The sequence below is a fragment of the Bradyrhizobium iriomotense genome (assembly GCF_030160715.1).
In the GTDB taxonomy this organism is placed as follows: domain Bacteria; phylum Pseudomonadota; class Alphaproteobacteria; order Rhizobiales; family Xanthobacteraceae; genus Bradyrhizobium; species Bradyrhizobium iriomotense.
Genome location: NZ_BSOW01000036.1, coordinates 70812 through 86428 on the forward strand (window position 1 = coordinate 70812; position 15617 = coordinate 86428).

Genomic DNA, 15617 nt, shown 5'->3' on the forward strand with positions numbered 1-15617 from the left:
GCCCGCCGCGCCCAAGGCGGCTAAAAGCCCGAGGAATTACAGGGGCCTATCGGAGGCGATAAAGATGCATGATGCAGTCACGGCGACCGGCGAGGTGACCGGCGGCGTCAAGGTCCTGCTCCGGCTGGAGGGGCTGACGCTGTTTGCGGGCATGGTGCTGCTCTATGCGGTCTGGGGCGGGTCTTGGGCAGTCTTCGCCCTGCTCTTCCTGGCCCCCGATCTGAGCTTCCTGGCATACCTCGCCGACAGCCGGTCGGGCGCGATCGTCTACAATGCCGCGCACAGCTACATGGTCCCGGTGGCGCTGCTCACCGTGGGTTTTGCGCTGGAATGGCCGCTCCTGCTCTCCATCGCCATGATCTGGCTCGCCCATATCGGCCTCGACCGGGCGCTGGGCTACGGGCTGAAATATCAGGCCGGCTTCGGCTTCACCCATCTCGGGCGGATCGGACGAGCCAAGGATCCCTTGGGGAAAGCGTGAATGGCTGGCTCGGCCGTGCCTTTCCGGTCGATTGGGCCTCGGGGCGGATTGACCGATCCCGCCGATTCAGGCTTGTTTCGATCAACGATCAGCGCCGATGGGTTCGCGTGAGCTTTCAGTCGGTACGGCGGCGATCAGTACGCTCGATTGTTTTCTTCGGCTATTTTTTGACCCCGCTCCCAGGCATCACGGATGTCCGCCACGGTCGTATCCCTGCCACCCCAAACCGGTGACGAAACCGTCGATTTCCTGCGGCGGATGGCCAGCATGGTCTCGGGCCGCAACGGCGAGATGCTGATGCGCGCCGCCGCAACGATCGAAGCGCTGTCGCAGCGGGCGACATCGGCCGAGCAGCTCTATCACCGTCAGCTGGAGCAGAGCACGCGCAATGCCGAACTGCGCGAGATCGCCGAGGTCACCTCCGACGGGCTGCTGCGGGAGGTCGAGGGGCTGCGCGCGCAGCTTGCGGAGATCACCGCGACCGGCGCGACCGAGCGTGCACACTTCGGAGCGGAGCGCGGGCGGATGCTGAAGCTGATGCAGGACGCCGAAGCCCATGTCGCCGATGTGACCGCCGAGTTCGACGCGCTCCGCAAGTCCGTCGACGCGTTCAACGAGACCGCGGTGGCGGTGCCGATCGTAATGCTACGCCTCGCCCGTACGCAGTTCGATATCCTGTCGGACGGCTTTGCCAAGAACGGCGACGTGATCTCGCACGCGATCAGCGAGATCGGCGGCTGCGCGATCGACCAGGCGCTGGCGGCGAAGAAGGCCGCTGATTCCTAAAGCATGATCCGGAAAAGTGTGAAGCGGTTTTCCGAAAAGATCATGCGCAAACAACAACCTAAAGCGCGATGACGATTCATCCTAATCTCATCGCGCTTTAGGGCGGAATGGCTTTAGGTTGAATCGATTGGGCCGCGAGTTCGCTCAACCTATCCGGCTTGCGGGAGAGGTCGGCGCGCAGCGCCGGGTGAGGGCTTTTTCCGCAACGGGACAATCCCAATGCGGAAGCACCCTCACCCCACCCCTCTCCCGCAAGCGGGAGAGGGAGGGCACCACCTTCGTCGCAGCAATCAAGCCTAACCTCCGCCGCGTTCTAAGGCATCCGCCGCCCGCGCATGTCCTTGCCGTTCTGGTGCAGCGTCAGCATCGGCGCGGCGCCGTCCCCGGGCCTCGCGAAGGTGAGCTGGGCATCGACGACGCGATAGAAGAAATCCGTCTCGCTCTCGGCGAACACCTCGTATTCGGCCTGCCCCGTCGCCTGCACGAACAGATGACTGCCGTCGGCACGCACCGTCAGCACGAAGGTCGGCACGATCTGGTAGCGGCCCACATAGGCCGCGAGCAGCGCGGGATCGACGGGGACCTCGCGCCTGATCTTCGGCGGCGGATAGGCCGGGTTGATCATGTTCACCGCGAGCGAGGTGTTGGCGGCATAGTCGTTCGCATTCGACAGCAGAATGGATGCCTTCCCCGTCCTGGTCGAATAGCCGATGAAGGTCGCGTAACCACCGGTGCCTCCGTCCTTCCATATCACCTCGTCGTCGAACCGCAGGCTGGTGAACCAGCCCATGGCGACGTCGCGCTGCGACTCTCTTGGACGCCGCACCGACAGCGTCATCTTCATGGCGGCTGCGAGGGGTGTGTCGCGCGTGCCCTGATAGGCCTCGACGAATTTGAAGAGATCGTTCAGCGTCGAGCGCAGCGCGCCGGCGCCTGCGAGCGCATCGAGGTCCCAATTCGCGACGGGCGCCAACGCCGTATCGTGGCCCTGCGCCAGGCGTTCGCGCATCGCCGCGGAAAGCGTGATGCGCGTGTCGTCCATGCCGAGCGGCGCGCAGATGCGCGAGGTGACGAGTTCCTCATAGCTCTTGCCGGCGCGCAAGCTCAGCACGTGCCCGAGCAGGCCGAAGCCGAGATTGGCGTATTCGTAGTGCTTGCCCGGCGTAAAGCCGAGCTTGTGGCTCGACAGGAAATCGTAGAGCCGATCGGCGGTGTAGTCGGCATAGGGATTGGCGGGATCCTTTGGCGCAAAATTGTCGGGCATGCGCGGCAGGCCGGAGGTGTAGGTCGCAAGATCCAGCAACGTGATCGGCACGCCCTGGTACTCCGGCATCCTCACCCGCTCGGGCAGGAATTTGGCAGCGGGATCATCCAGCGCCACCTCGCCCCGCCCGACCATCTCGGCCAGCAGCAGAGCAGTGAAGACTTTCGTGATCGAGCCGATCTCGAAGACGGTGTCGGCGTCGAGCGGGCGATTATTGGCAGCGCCAGAGCGCCCATAAGTCGCGACGATGCGGCGGCCATCATCGATGCGGCCCGCCACGAGCCCCATCGTCTCGTGGCCGGCCTCGATGTGCTCCCTGAGTAGCGCAACCAGCTCCTGCTCAGGCGCCGACTGCGCATGCAGCCGCGCCCCGCCGAGAAGAAGTGCGGAGCTCCCGAGCAGAACCGAGCGACGATGCAGCATCATACAAGGTCTCGTACGCAGCGATTGCGCCGCACGGCCCATTGGCGGCGGAGCGATGCTAGTCGAGCGGCGCGACAGAGGCCAGAGTTGCTACGTCAAATTGCGCCAATATCGGCAAGACAGGCTTGCGTCAACGTCATGCGGTCGGCGATGTGGCGCGGCTCGCGGCAATCCATGTTGAGCGCGAACACCGTGCGGGCGTCGTCCTTCTCGGCCCAACCGACCATCCATCCGAGCGAGCCCTGCTCTTTCCCGGTCAACCCCGACTTGGCACGGATGATGGAGGCGCCGACCTTCGTCACCGGCAGGATATCGCAGACGAGATCCTGGCTGCGTCCGGAAATCGGCAGCGCGCGGCGACGCAGCCGGTCGACGAAGTCGATCTGGTCCATCGGATCGATGCGCAGGTTTCCGGTCAGCCAGAACTGGTCGATGCCGCCACCGATGTCGCGATTGCCGTATTCGAAGAGATCGACATAGTGCTGCATCCGCTCTTGCCCGATGCGGCGCGCGATCTCCTGATAGACCGGCACCGCGCTCGCCGCGATGGCGCTGCGCAGCGTGTGATCCCTGTTCCAGGCCTCGATGTCGCGCTTCACGCCGTCCCATGGGAAGACGTCCTTGTCGGGGTCCTGCACCACGCCGGTTTCGAGCGCGATCAACGAATTCGGGATCTTGAAGGTCGAGGCCGGCAGCCGCGGCTCGGCGGAGCGTTCCTTGTCGCTCAGGATGATCATGTAGTCGTCGACCTTGTAGCCGACGAAGGTCCCGGCCGTGCCGGCATCTGCAAAGCGCTTCGCAAGGCTATCGCGAACTTCGCTGAGCGGCGGCGCGACATTGGCGAGCGCGCGCGACGGCAAGATGGCGGCCGCAGTGAGAAGGCCGAGCGTGGAGCGACGGGTCAGCAAGGGCGATATCCATTCGATGAGGCGGCGAGAGTGCAGCCGACTTCGTGGTGAAACAATGACAGCTGTTTAACGCACCCGGCCCGACAGCCGCAGCACGAACACCAGCACCTCGGCGACGGCCTTATACAGGTCCGGCGGGATCTCGTCGCCGAGCTCGACCTTGGACAACGCGCCGGCCAGCACCTCGTTCTCCTCGATCGGGATGTCGTGGGCCTTGGCCAGTTCCACGATCTTGGCGCCGATCGTGCCCTTGCCCTTGGCGACGACCCGCGGCGCACCGCTGCCCTTCTCGTAATGCAGCGCGATGGCGAGCTTGCTCTCCTCGCTCATGTCGCGCGATCCAGAAAGTGCCCGGCGCGGGCCGGTTGAGGCTGCGGCGGCGTGCCGTCGCGGATGACGATATCGCCGGGCTTGAGGTCGGCCTTGGCCAGCGCCTGGCTGAGCTCGCCGGCGCCGTCGCGCAATTGCTGCGCGGTGGTGGGGCGTTCCGCCCACATCCGCACAAAGGTCTTGTCGCCATTGAGCGTGATCAGCGCATGCACGGGACCGGCCGGCTCGACGTTGAGCGAGAAGCGCGCCCGCCAGGCCTTCTTCGCAGGATCGGCCTCGCTGCCGCCACTGTCGCGCGAGATCTCGAACTGCGCCATCGCGGTGCCCTGCGGCGTCGTGAAGGGAATTTCGAAACTCCACTGCGGCGCCGAGGGATCGACACGATGGCCGCCGGCGTCGACGCGGTCCGGAAGCGATGCGACCTGCAACAGCGTCTGCCGGGCGATCGCCGCGTCGGTGTCGTCGAGCAGGCGATGCACGGTCTGACTGAGCGGCGCATCTGATGCGAGCGAGGGTGCCGCGACCGCCTGCGGCGACGGCAGTGCGCCGCGGAATGGCGGCGGCGCTGTGGCGGCGCGCGGTGTGAGGTCGAGGCTGTGAGCGTCCGGCGCCGCGGCTTTGGGCGCGGTGAAAGCGGCGCCCATCGCATGCGGCAGCTCCTGCACCGCCTCCTGGAGCAGGCTCAGCGCAACGCCGGGCGACATCGCGCGCGGCAGCACGGCTTCGGTCACGGCTTCGGCGAGCACGGCTGCTGCGATATTGGCGCCACGCGGCACCGGCAGCGTCTGGCTCGGGCCCGCTTCAGGTGACAGCGGCGCCGCCTGGAGCGCTTCGCCTGCGATCTGCTCGAACGACGTCACGGCCTGCGCGACGGCCGCAGGCGCCGCGGGAAGCGCGGTCGCCGGTGCCGCCACTTGCGGCACGGTGGCTTCATGCGCGCCCGACGTTGCCGCCAGCGTTTGGCGCAGCACCAGCAGCGCTGCCTTCAGATCGGGAACGCTGCCGCTTGCAGGCGCCAGCCCTGACGCCAGCGAGGCCTCGAGGAACAGCCCGGACTTCTGGAACGCGGACTCGATGTCGCCACCGTCGAGCTGCGGACTGAGCGGTGTCTGCTGCGCCAGCACATCCAGCACGGCCTGCTTCAGCCCGGCCGGCAGGTCACTGCTGGTGACGACCGAGGCGAGATTGGCAAACAGCGGCCCCTGGCTGCCCTGCCTGGTCACGGCCCCAGTGGAGGCCACCGAAACGGCAATCTGCTCGAGCGGCGTCAGGAGATTGCGGGCGGCGGTCGCGGACGGCACGAGCGACGGCGCGTCGGTAAGCGCGACCGCGGCAGGTGTCAGCGTGACCTGATCGGTCGCCGCCCCGCCCGCCCCGTTGACGATCGCAAGCCGCACCGTGCCATCGTTCTGCGACACCGCGAGCTGGAGATTTTGGCCCGGCGACAGCGCCACCTCCGACATCACGTCGATCGAAAGATTGGCGATCGCGATCCGCACGAGATTGTCGGCCATCACGCTGACGACCTTGGCGTCGACGACGGAGCCTGCCTGGAGCACGAGCTCGGGCGTTGCCGCATCGGCCACGGAGGTGGCGGCACTGACGGGAACGATCGAGCTTATCGGCGTCGGCATGTTCTAAGGGCCCGCGGAACGCGAGCAACCCTAGCCGTCCGTCGTAAACCTCTCGTTAAGGACCTTGCGTCGGGAGCCCGTTCACGGCCTCGAGGACCGTCACCGCCGCGGCAAAATCCTTCAACCGGGCGGCGCGGCGGCCGGCCGCCTCCTCGTCCACGCCCCACTGATCGATGTTCCAGTCCTCGTCGACATGGGCGGCGGCCCAGACCTGGTCGGCATCGCGCGCCCCGTGCGCCAGGGCGAGCGCCAGCAGCGCCGAGCCCGTCAATGTCGTGATCACATGCAGCGCCGCGACCGACCAGGGATCGCTGGGCAGGGCCGCCCGCGCGGCCGCGATTGCCTGCTCCGGCTGGGCGACATGCACGATGCCCTCGGACAGGATGAAATGCGCGCCAAGCGTTTCCGCCGCCCAGAACAGCACGGGGTCCCAATGCGCGGCCTCGCGCGCCACCAGGCCCTCGGGATGGCCGGCACGATAGAACAACAGGTCGGACTGGAGGTATTTTGCGAGGTCATCGCTGACGAGGTCGACGCGGTCGACCACGCCCTCGACCACGCTGTTGGCGAGCCGGGTCAGCGGCATGGTCATGGGATCGATCGTCTCCGCCTGGCCGGCCCATTCCGCGGCGACCGCGTCGGCGAGAAGCTTCGCGGGGATGACGACCTGGCGGCCGGAGGGCGTCTTGATCGGCTTGCCGTCGAGCGTGATGGCGAAGCCGCCCTCGGCCTCCACGACGCCCGCCTCCGCATAAAAGCGCTTGCGCAGGGGCGCACGGGAGGCAGCCCGCACCGCCTCCTGCGGATCGAGCCGGGACTGGCCCGCGACCCCGTCAAACAATTCACGCATTCGGTTTTCGACCCTAATCCCACCAAAACGCGATATGGCAGCGCGCTTTGGGCTATTGTTTGGGCATGATCTTGTTCGGAAAACCGCTACACACTTTTTCCGGATCATGCCCTAGGCTTCTAAAGTAAGTCCGGCAGCCGATAAAGCGAGCGGCAGGCATGAAGGAAATCACGGGCATTCTGGCCCTGTTCGCCGGGTTCTGGCCGGCCATCGCCGAGGCTGGTTTCCGCTCGCCGGAATCGCTGGTGCGTAACGTCTATGCCTATTACGGCCGGGGTGCGCCGGAGCTCTCGAAGGGCCTGCCGCGGGATGCCGCGACAACGCGCCAGTTCTTCGATCCCAGTTTGCGCAAGGCCTGGAGCGGCCCTCGAAGCGAGCCCTACGATTTCCTGGTGCAGAGCCCGACCTGGACGCTCGGCCCGGTCGCGATCTCGGTCGTTCGCAAGCAATACGACAAGACCTATGTCGCAGCGCTGTTCGACAATAACGGCCGCCGCGTGACGCTGAACTTCATCCTGGTCAACGGTCCGGAAGGCTGGCTGATCACCGACGTCGAGAGCCCGCACGACAGCCTACGGATGTTCCTGGAGCAATTTCGGAATTAGGGCGTCGCGATCCCAACCACACTCACCGCTGTCATGCCCCGGCTTGATGTTTAGTCCGGAGACATGGCTGACACCTGTTCGGACACATCACTGACAGGTTGGTCGTTGGTCAAGCCGGGCGATGACGGCTGAGAGTGTGGCGAGATACCTACTGGTTCGCGCACATGCGTGAATACGTGCCACGATCGGCGGGGGTCAGGCCTGCGCCAGCCGCGTCATCGAGGCATTTGCTGATGCGGTCGCTGAATGAGGGCCGTTGCGGCGGCTTGTAATTGTAGCTCGGCCGTGCATCGAGCTTCGGGACTTTCGGTATCTCGATCTTCGGCGGTGGCGGCGGAGGCGGCGGCGGCGGCAGCAACAGCGGCGAGCTGCCCGGCACCAGCGTTTGCGCGAAGCTACCCTGCCCCGCCGAGAGCGCGGCTAGAACCAAAAGGATGGGCAGCGTGGCCTTCATGGAGGACATGTCGTGCGCCTCCGATAGTCTCGCAACCAGATTACTCCTCCGGCGCGTTCTCGATCGGATCAAATCTTGTTGCGTCAAGGCCGAGCAGGTTCCACGACTGCTGCATATGCGGCGGCAGCGGGGCGCTGGCGTCGATGACCCCGCCGCGCGGGTGCGGGATCACGATGCGGCGCGCGAGCAGATGCAGCCGGTTTTGCAGGCCGCCCGGCAATTCCCAGTTCTCGATGTTGAAATATTTGGGATCGCCGATGATGGGATGACCGATATGGGCCATGTGGGCGCGAAGCTGGTGGGTGCGCCCCGTTACCGGCTTCAACGACACCCAGGTCAGCTTGTTGCCGGCGGTCTCGACCACCGCATAGTAGGTCACCGCGTGGCTCGCGCCCTCATCGCCATGTTGGGCGATGCGCATGATGGTGTCGTCCTCGCTCTCCTCTTTCGCGAGGAAGGTCGAGATGCGGCCCTGTTTCGGCTTCGGCAGACCCGGCACCAGCGCCCAATAGATCTTGCGCGCCGAACGTGAGCGGAAGGCGCCCGTGAGATGGGTTGCGGCAAAGCGCGTCTTGGCGATCAACAGGCAGCCCGACGTGTCCTTGTCGATACGATGCACCAGGCGCGGCTTCTGCCCCTTGGCGTCGCGCATCACCTCCAGCATCTGGTCGATGTGCCGCGTGGTGCCGGAGCCGCCCTGCACGGCGAGCCCCGCCGGCTTGTTGAGGACGAGGACGTCATCGTCCTCGTAGAGCGTCATCTCCTTCAGCGCCTGAAGCGTCTTTTGCGCCGCTTCGGAGAGCGCTCCGGGCAGCTTCGGCGCATCCAGCTTCAACGGCGGAATACGGACGCTCTGGCCCTCTTCCAGCCGGTCCTTGCTGTCGACGCGCTTGCCGTCGACGCGTAGCTCGCCTTTGCGTACGACACGCTGGATGTGGGAGAACGACAGTCCCGGGAAACGCGCCTCCAGAAAACGGTCGACGCGCATGTTGTTCTCGTCGGCCGTCACGGTGACCGTCTGCACCTTGGTCGGCAGCAACGCCTCGACGGGCTTGCTCGGCGCGGCTTCAGACGTGCGCCGCTCGGCGCGTTCGGACGCGAAGCGCTGCGGTTTTGCGCCCGGCTTGCCGCCGGGCCGCGGTCCCGCCTTGTGCGCGCTGCGCGCCTTGAACGGGCGCGCCTCCTTGCGCTCGTCGCGCGAGCGGGGCTTTGGGTTCATTCTCTTGATGCGGCGGCTCATGATCGCCTGCCTAGCCTAAAAGCGGCCTCCCGTCACGACGAAATGGCCGATTTCAACGCGAGCCGCCCCGCTCCTTCCGCAGCTTGGCCCAATACTCCAGGCGCTTCCTGATCTCCCGCTCGAAGCCGCGCTCGGGCGGGTCGTAGAAGGTCTGGCGTCCCAGGGCTTCGGGGAAATAGTCCTGGCCCGAAAAGGCGTCGGGCGCGTCGTGGTCGTATTCGTAAGCCGCGCCGTATCCTTCCGACTTCATCAAACCGGTCGGAGCATTGAGGATGTGCTTCGGCGGCAGCAGCGAGCCGGCCTGTCTTGCGGTCTGCATCGCCGCGCCGAAGGCGGTGTAGACCGCGTTCGATTTCGGCGCGGTGGCGAGATAGACGACAGCCTGCGCGATTGCGAGCTCGCCTTCGGGATGGCCGAGGAAATCGAAGGCGTCTTTGGCTGCATTGGCGATGACGAGAGCCTGCGGATCGGCAAGGCCGATGTCCTCGACCGCCATGCGTACTACGCGCCGCGCCAGGAACAGCGGGTCCTCGCCGGCGTCCAGCATGCGCGCCAGATAATAGAGCGCGGCATCGGGATCTGAGCCGCGCACGGATTTGTGCAAGGCCGAGATCAGGTTGTAGTGGCCGTCGGCGGACTTGTCGTAGATCGGCGCGCGGCGCTGCAAAATGTCCTGCAACTGCGCGGCGTTGAAGATCTCGCCCGCGCGCGCGGAGCGCCAGACTTCCTCGACCAGCGTCAGCGCGGCGCGACCATCGCCATCGGCCATGCGCGCGAGCGCGGCACGCGCCTCCGCATCCAGCGGCAGCTTCTTGCCCTCGACCGCCTCGGCATGCGTGAACAGCTTTTCGATCGCGGCGGCGTCGAGCGAATGGAACACCAGCACGCGCGCGCGCGAGAGCAACGCCGCGTTGAGCTCGAAGGACGGGTTTTCGGTGGTGGCGCCGACCATCACCACCGTGCCGTCCTCCATCACGGGCAGGAAGGAATCCTGCTGCGCGCGGTTGAAGCGGTGCACCTCGTCGACGAACAGCAGCGTACCCTTGCCCATCTCACGGCGGGCGCGCGCGGCGTCAAAGGCCTTCTTCAGGTCCGCGACGCCCGAGAACACCGCGGAGATCTGCTCGAAATGCAGGTCGGTGGCATCCGCGAGCAGCCGCGCCACGGTGGTCTTGCCGGTGCCCGGTGGGCCCCAGAACACCAGCGAGCCGAGCGTACGCGTCTCCAGCATGCGCGTCAGCGCGCCATCGGGGCCGAGGATGTGGTCCTGGCCGACGACCTCAGACAGCGCGCGCGGGCGCAGGCGATCAGGCAGCGGATGCGGGGCATCGTGATCGAGCCCCGCCGCGGCAAAGAGCGTTGGCGTCTCCTGTGGTCGCTTCGCGCTCATCCGCCAAGCGTGACGTTGATCTGCTGGCCGCCGCGTACGAGCGTGATGCGCCAGAGCCGCGACGACGTCCCCGCCACCTTCTCCAGGTCGGCAGTCTTGCCGATCTTCTGGTTGTTGACGGAGAGGACGATGTCGCCTTTCTGGAAGCCGACGCCCGCAGCCGTCGTATCGTCGCCGATCTCGGTGATCACCACGCCTTCCGTGTCGGCATCGAGGTGCAGTTCGTCGGCGACCGCCGGCGTGATGGTCGAGATCTTCGCGCCCTGGAACGGCGAGCGCGCGGTGATCACGATCTCATTGCGGCCGGTGTCAGGCGCGGTCTCGAGCTGCACTGTGAGCTTGACCGGCTTGCCGGCGCGCTGCACGTCGAGCTGCGCGGTGCCGCCGAGCGGGCGGGTGGCGAGACGGTAGTCGAAGGCATTGAGATCGTCGATCGCCTGCCCGTCGATCGCGACGATCAGATCGGAGGATTTCAGGCCGGCCTTCGCCGCAGGCCCGTTCGGCACGACGCTTGCGACCAGCGCGCCGGACGGCGAGCGCAGGCCGAGGCTCTCCGCGATGTCGGGCGTCACCGTCTGAAGCCGCGCGCCGAGCCACGGCCGCTTCACCGCCTTGCCGCCGCTCTTGGCGGTGGCAACGACGACGCGCACCATGTTGGAAGGGATCGCAAAGCCGATGCCCTGCGAGCCGCCGGAGCGCGAATAGATCGCGGTGTTGATGCCGGCGAGCTTGCCGTTCATGTCGACCAGCGCACCGCCGGAATTGCCGGGATTGATCGCCGCATCGGTCTGGATGAAGAACTGATAATCAGTGATGCCGACCTGCGTGCGCGCGAGTGCCGAAATGATTCCGTGGGTCACGGTCTGGCCGACGCCGAAGGGGTTGCCGATCGCGAGCACGACGTCGCCGACCATCAGCTCATCGGAATTGGTAAAATCGAGGGTGGGGAATTTCTCCTTGGTGTCCTTCAGGCGCAGTACCGCTAGATCGGTGCGGGAATCCTTGAGCAGGATCTCGGCCTCGAACTCCCGCTTGTCCGAGAGCGACACCTTCACCTGGTCGGCGCCCTCGATGACGTGGACGTTGGTGACGACGAGGCCGGAGGGATCGACGATGACGCCGGAGCCGAGCGAGCGCTGCATCTGCTCGGGCTGCTGGCCCGGCACGCCGAAGAAGCGGCGGAAGATCGGGTCATCCAGCAGCGGATTGCGGTTCTGCACCACCTTGGCGGCATAGACGTTGACCACCGCCGGCTGCACCCGCTGCACGATCGGCGCATAGGACAGCTTGAGCTCCGCCGGAGACGACGGGACGCGACGGTCCTGCGCGACGGCGGGATCGAGACTGCCCAGGAAGGTCACACAACTTGCGGCAATAAGGGTGGCACGGATCAATCGAAACATTCCTACCTCTCGGAAAAGACGCCGGAATATAGGCATGTTCGCTCCCCAATAGAAGGGCGGCAGCCGCCAATATTGGCCCCCCTTTGCCCGCCCCCTGCAGGCAAATTCGGGGCGCAGGACGGCCATTTTACCGGTCCTGCGGGATTGGCATGACGCCCGTCATCCTCCAATGTGAATGGAGGCACGATTCGGCTGCGGCGAATTTGCATCAGTGGGAACCGGCATCGTGCGCGGCGTTCGTCGCGGAGTGGTCATCTGCCGATCGTACGACTCTCCGTGGTGAGTGGGGATGTTGATCAGCAAGGGAGTGGATGACGTGAGCAGGAAACGATTCACAACCGCAGCGCTCGGACTTGCAGGCGCGCTCGCGGCTTCACAGGCACATGCCCAATCGGCGAACAGCAGCGAACAGGAGATCGCACTCCTGAAGCAGCAATTGAAGCTGCTCGAGCAGAAGCTCGATAAACTGCAAAGTCAGACCGCGGCGAACACGGCGGCCGCAGCGAAGACCAAGGCCGAAGCAAAGGCCGAGGCCAAAGCCGAAGCGAGGTCCGAGGCAAAGGCGGTGGTCGCAAACGCCAACGCCGCCATTCCGGTCAAGGGTCCGGTGGCGCCGTCCGGCGTCGTCGTGACCATGCCGAATAACCGGCCGACGATCTGCACCGCGGACGAACAGAACTGTGTCGCGATCACGAGCCGGGTGCACTGGGACGTCGGCGGCTACGAGTATCGTCCGAACACGGCAGCGACGGTACCGCAGAAACTGGATAGCGGAGAGAACGTCCGCCGCGCGCGGATCGGCGTGATCGGCAAATTGTTCAGCGACTGGAATTTCGCCCTGATCTACGACTTCGGCGGCACCGCGGACGGTTTTGGCGGCGCCGCGCCGGGATCGCTGCCGGGCGGCGCTGTGTCCGGCATCGAGAACGCCTATATCAGCTACACGGGCCTCAAGCCGTTCGGTGGCAAAATGGCCGTCGAAGGCGGCATCATGGACATCCCCTACACGCTCGATGAAGCCACGAGCTCCAACGACATCCTGTTCATGGAGCGGGCCTCGTCCGGCATCATCGCGCAGAATATCGCGGCCGGCGACTTCCGTTCGACCGTCGGCACGCGCTGGTGGAACGACGTGTTCTGGGCTGGCGCCTATGTCACCGGCCCGACCACGGGCGCAATCCACTCCGCATCAGGCGTAGCGCCGGCGGCAGTCGGCACGAGCGAGCAATACGGCGCCGTCGCCCGCGTCGCGGGCCAGGTCGTCAGCGGCAAGGACTACTCGGTGCATCTCGGCGCCGATGCACAATGGCTGATCCAGCCGCCGCGCAATCAGGTGACGGGCGCGCAGACGTTGACGCTCAGCGACCGGCCGGAGTTGCGGATCGATCCGACCACCCTGATATCGACCGGCGCGATTGCCAATGTCTCGGGTGCGCAGGTCTACAGCGTCGAAGCGGCGGCGACCTATGGACCACTGATCCTGCAGGGCGAATACTTCTGGTTCAACGTCGATCGCAGCGCCAATACCGGTCTGCCGCCGATTGGCGCGCCGAGCCTGCATTTCCAGGGCGGCTATGCGCAGGCCGGCTACGTCCTGACCGGCGAGAACCATGCCTACAATCCATCGAGCGCCTCCTATAGCGGCATCAAGCCGGCGCATCCGTTCTCGCTCGACGGCGGCGGCTGGGGTGCGTGGGAGATCGCGGGCCGCTTCTCGACGATGGACCTCAACAATCAGCTTGCGACCGCAACCGGCATCGCTGGCGGACGGCAGAACGTCTACACGCTGGCACTCAACTGGTACGTCAATAACAACATCCGCTTCATGCTCGACTACCTGCATGGCACGGTGTCCAGACAGGCCTCTCCGGTCTCGACGGCGGACGTCGGCTCGAAGTTCGACGCGGTCGCCATGCGTACGCAGTGGGCGTTCTGATTATCGCTCGTCGTCCCGGGGCGCGCGAAAGCGCGAGCCCGGGACCCGTAACCACAGGCAGATGTGGTTGCGATGACTCGGAGATACGGGTTCGCGAAATGACAACCCCTGGGGTTGGGTCCCGGCCTTCGCCGGGACGACACTAAGTGTTTGGCGACCGCTTCGCTAAAAACATCTATGCCGCGCGCTTCGGCTTCTTCACGACGTCCGGCGGCGGCGCGCAGGACAGCCGCTCTTGGTGGCTCTCGCCCCAGGCCTTCAGGATGTCGATCACCGGCCGCAGGCTCTCACCGAGCTCGGAGAGACAATATTCCACCCGCGGCGGCACTTCCGCGTAGACCTTGCGAATGATGAGCTTGTCCTCCTCCAGCGCACGAAGCTGTTTGGTCAGCATGCGCTGGGTGATGCCGGGCATCAGGCGGCGCAATTCGCCGAAGCGCTGCGTGCCACTCTGGAGGTGATAGAGGATCACGCCCTTCCATTTGCCGTCGATCAGGTCCAGCGTGGCCTCCACCGAGCAGCCCGGACGCTGGGCAAAATTGCGCCGTTTCATGCGAGGTTTCCCCAATAGTATCCAAGCGGGGACTATATCCCCATTTTTACAGTACTTGCCAAATCGGAGCTACCCGGACACTTAACCCGGCAGGCGATCTCACCATCTGATGGAGACTTGAGACATGAAGGCCGTCGGCTACAAAAAATCGCTTCCGATCGAGGATCAGGAGTCCCTGATCGATTTCGAAACCGCAAAGCCTGAGCCGAAGGGACGTGACATCCGCGTCGCGGTGAAGGCGATCTCGGCCAATCCGGTCGATTACAAGGTGCGCAAGCGTGCCGCCCCGCCCGAGGGCGAGGTCAAGATTTTGGGCTATGACGCGGCCGGCGTGATCGATGCGGTCGGACCTGATGTCACGCTGTTCAAGCCGGGTGACGAGGTGTTTTACGCCGGCTCGATCCTGCGCCAGGGCACCAATGCAGAATTCCATCTGGTCGACGAGCGAATCGTCGGCCGCAAGCCAAAATCGCTCTCATTCGCGCAAGGCGCCGCGCTCCCCCTCACCTCCATCACCGCCTGGGAATTGCTGTTCGATCGGCTGGGCGCCGTGCCCGGCAAGAGCGTCGATCCGCGCACGCTCCTGATCACAGGCGGCGCAGGCGGCGTCGGCTCGATCCTGATCCAGCTTGCGCGCCGCCTCACCGGGCTCACGGTACTGGCGACCGCGACGCGCCCGGAGTCGCAGACATGGTGCCTCGATCTCGGCGCACACGCGGTGATCGATCACGGCAAGCCGATGAAGGAGCAGATCGAGAAGCTCAAGCTGCCGCCGGTCGCGCTGGTGGCAAGCCTCACCTTCACCGACCAGCACTACAAGGCGATCGCCGATATCATGGCGCCGCAGGGCAGGTTCGGCCTGATCGACGATCCCCCGGAATTCACCATGAGCGTGTTCAAGGGCAAGGCGATCTCGGTGCACTGGGAATCGATGTTCACGCGCTCCTCGTTCCAGACGCCCGACATGATCGCGCAGCATCACCTGCTCAACGACGTCGCCGATCTCATCGACAGGGGTGTGCTTCGCACCACGCTCGATCAGACCTTCGGCACGATCAACGCGACCAACCTCAAGCGCGCGCATGCGTTGCTCGAAAGCGGCAAGTCACGCGGCAAGATCGTGCTGGAGGGGTGGTAGTAGCGGTCGTGTAGCTGCGTAGGGTGGGTTAGCCGAAGGCGTAACCCACCGATTTCTGTCAACGCGCAGATGGAGAAGCGGTGGGTTACGCTACGCTAACCCACCCTTGTATTAGCGCGATCGCGTATGATGGTGCCGTTCCGTGAGGAATGGCCCAGCCCGGGTGACGGCCCGAGCTGGGTCGCCGTTCGATCGGATCGGTACCCACCGAAGCCTTGAGGG

The 15617-nt window shown here is 65.4% G+C and carries 15 protein-coding genes; 5 read left to right on the top strand and 10 right to left on the bottom strand.

Annotated elements, in window-relative coordinates; all coding sequences use genetic code 11:
• Positions 1–64 precede the first annotated feature (64 nt).
• Together QQL28_RS37125 and QQL28_RS37130 are read left to right on the top strand one after the other, a co-directional pair.
• Positions 65–481: a DUF4260 domain-containing protein gene (locus tag QQL28_RS37125; protein ID WP_284273678.1), complete on the top strand. Its 417-nt coding sequence runs from the start codon at positions 65–67 to the stop codon at positions 479–481.
• 192 nt (positions 482–673) lie between these two features.
• Complete coding sequence (locus QQL28_RS37130; protein ID WP_284273679.1) at positions 674–1267, top strand: hypothetical protein; 594 nt, start codon at positions 674–676, stop codon at positions 1265–1267.
• A 313-nt stretch (positions 1268–1580) separates the two neighbouring features.
• Here the strand turns inward: QQL28_RS37130 and QQL28_RS37135 are convergent, their stop codons facing one another.
• The 5 genes from QQL28_RS37135 to QQL28_RS37155 all read right to left on the bottom strand — a co-directional run bounded on the left by QQL28_RS37135 (position 1581) and on the right by QQL28_RS37155 (position 6676).
• Complete coding sequence (locus QQL28_RS37135; protein ID WP_284273680.1) at positions 1581–2957, bottom strand: serine hydrolase; 1377 nt, start codon at positions 2955–2957, stop codon at positions 1581–1583.
• Between the two features lie 92 nt (positions 2958–3049).
• Complete coding sequence (gene blaOXA, locus QQL28_RS37140) at positions 3050–3862, bottom strand: class D beta-lactamase (protein ID WP_284273681.1); 813 nt, start codon at positions 3860–3862, stop codon at positions 3050–3052.
• 66 nt (positions 3863–3928) lie between these two features.
• Positions 3929–4192: an EscU/YscU/HrcU family type III secretion system export apparatus switch protein gene (locus QQL28_RS37145; protein ID WP_254113110.1), complete on the bottom strand. Its 264-nt coding sequence runs from the start codon at positions 4190–4192 to the stop codon at positions 3929–3931.
• Positions 4189–5826 carry a flagellar hook-length control protein FliK gene (fliK, locus tag QQL28_RS37150; protein WP_284273682.1) on the bottom strand — a complete coding sequence of 546 codons (1638 nt, stop codon included), beginning with the start codon at positions 5824–5826 and terminating at the stop codon, positions 4189–4191. The genes QQL28_RS37145 and fliK overlap by 4 nt, the downstream gene beginning before the upstream one ends.
• Positions 5827–5881: 55 nt before the next feature.
• Complete coding sequence (locus QQL28_RS37155) at positions 5882–6676, bottom strand: ATP12 family chaperone protein (RefSeq protein ID WP_284273683.1); 795 nt, start codon at positions 6674–6676, stop codon at positions 5882–5884.
• 158 nt (positions 6677–6834) lie between these two features.
• On the opposite strand from QQL28_RS37155, the gene QQL28_RS37160 reads away from it, so the two are divergent.
• On the top strand, positions 6835–7281 hold the full coding sequence (locus QQL28_RS37160; protein ID WP_284273684.1) for a hypothetical protein: 447 nt from the start codon (positions 6835–6837) through the stop codon (positions 7279–7281).
• A 148-nt stretch (positions 7282–7429) separates the two neighbouring features.
• On the opposite strand, the gene QQL28_RS37165 is transcribed toward QQL28_RS37160, so the two are convergent.
• From QQL28_RS37165 to QQL28_RS37180, 4 genes are read right to left on the bottom strand one after another with little or no spacing between them, the layout of a single operon-like run.
• A complete protein-coding gene (locus QQL28_RS37165; protein WP_284273685.1) occupies positions 7430–7744 on the bottom strand; it encodes a hypothetical protein in 315 nt (104 codons plus the stop codon).
• 31 nt (positions 7745–7775) lie between these two features.
• On the bottom strand, positions 7776–8975 hold the full coding sequence (locus QQL28_RS37170) for an RluA family pseudouridine synthase (protein ID WP_284273686.1): 1200 nt from the start codon (positions 8973–8975) through the stop codon (positions 7776–7778).
• 52 nt (positions 8976–9027) lie between these two features.
• On the bottom strand, positions 9028–10365 hold the full coding sequence (locus QQL28_RS37175) for a replication-associated recombination protein A (protein WP_284273691.1): 1338 nt from the start codon (positions 10363–10365) through the stop codon (positions 9028–9030).
• The gene (locus QQL28_RS37180) at positions 10362–11768 is read right to left on the bottom strand and encodes a DegQ family serine endoprotease (RefSeq protein ID WP_284273693.1); all 1407 of its coding nucleotides are present in this window, start codon (positions 11766–11768) and stop codon (positions 10362–10364) included. The genes QQL28_RS37175 and QQL28_RS37180 overlap by 4 nt, the downstream gene beginning before the upstream one ends.
• Before the next feature lie 316 nt (positions 11769–12084).
• On the opposite strand from QQL28_RS37180, the gene QQL28_RS37185 reads away from it, so the two are divergent.
• On the top strand, positions 12085–13704 hold the full coding sequence (locus QQL28_RS37185; RefSeq protein ID WP_284273694.1) for an OprO/OprP family phosphate-selective porin: 1620 nt from the start codon (positions 12085–12087) through the stop codon (positions 13702–13704).
• A gap of 175 nt (positions 13705–13879) precedes the next feature.
• On the opposite strand, the gene QQL28_RS37190 is transcribed toward QQL28_RS37185, so the two are convergent.
• On the bottom strand, positions 13880–14257 hold the full coding sequence (locus tag QQL28_RS37190) for a winged helix-turn-helix transcriptional regulator (RefSeq protein WP_284273695.1): 378 nt from the start codon (positions 14255–14257) through the stop codon (positions 13880–13882).
• Positions 14258–14381: 124 nt separating this feature from the next.
• Here QQL28_RS37190 and QQL28_RS37195 point away from each other — a divergent pair, with 124 nt between their 5' ends.
• The gene (locus tag QQL28_RS37195) at positions 14382–15395 is read left to right on the top strand and encodes a zinc-binding alcohol dehydrogenase family protein (protein ID WP_284273696.1); all 1014 of its coding nucleotides are present in this window, start codon (positions 14382–14384) and stop codon (positions 15393–15395) included.
• The last annotated feature ends 222 nt before the right edge of the window (positions 15396–15617 follow it).

Excerpts from the sequence above, each read along its gene's own strand:
- QQL28_RS37125 (WP_284273678.1), top strand. The coding sequence starts at position 65 with ATGCATGATGCAGTCACGGCGACCGGCGAGGTGACCGGCGGCGTCAAG.
- QQL28_RS37130 (WP_284273679.1), top strand. The coding sequence starts at position 674 with ATGTCCGCCACGGTCGTATCCCTGCCACCCCAAACCGGTGACGAAACC.
- QQL28_RS37135 (WP_284273680.1), bottom strand. The coding sequence starts at position 2,957 with ATGATGCTGCATCGTCGCTCGGTTCTGCTCGGGAGCTCCGCACTTCTT.
- QQL28_RS37145 (WP_254113110.1), bottom strand. The coding sequence starts at position 4,192 with ATGAGCGAGGAGAGCAAGCTCGCCATCGCGCTGCATTACGAGAAGGGC.
- fliK (WP_284273682.1), bottom strand. The coding sequence starts at position 5,826 with ATGCCGACGCCGATAAGCTCGATCGTTCCCGTCAGTGCCGCCACCTCC.
- QQL28_RS37155 (WP_284273683.1), bottom strand. The coding sequence starts at position 6,676 with ATGCGTGAATTGTTTGACGGGGTCGCGGGCCAGTCCCGGCTCGATCCG.
- QQL28_RS37160 (WP_284273684.1), top strand. The coding sequence starts at position 6,835 with ATGAAGGAAATCACGGGCATTCTGGCCCTGTTCGCCGGGTTCTGGCCG.
- QQL28_RS37165 (WP_284273685.1), bottom strand. The coding sequence starts at position 7,744 with ATGTCCTCCATGAAGGCCACGCTGCCCATCCTTTTGGTTCTAGCCGCG.
- QQL28_RS37170 (WP_284273686.1), bottom strand. The coding sequence starts at position 8,975 with ATGAGCCGCCGCATCAAGAGAATGAACCCAAAGCCCCGCTCGCGCGAC.
- QQL28_RS37175 (WP_284273691.1), bottom strand. The coding sequence starts at position 10,365 with ATGAGCGCGAAGCGACCACAGGAGACGCCAACGCTCTTTGCCGCGGCG.
- QQL28_RS37180 (WP_284273693.1), bottom strand. The coding sequence starts at position 11,768 with ATGTTTCGATTGATCCGTGCCACCCTTATTGCCGCAAGTTGTGTGACC.
- QQL28_RS37190 (WP_284273695.1), bottom strand. The coding sequence starts at position 14,257 with ATGAAACGGCGCAATTTTGCCCAGCGTCCGGGCTGCTCGGTGGAGGCC.
- QQL28_RS37195 (WP_284273696.1), top strand. The coding sequence starts at position 14,382 with ATGAAGGCCGTCGGCTACAAAAAATCGCTTCCGATCGAGGATCAGGAG.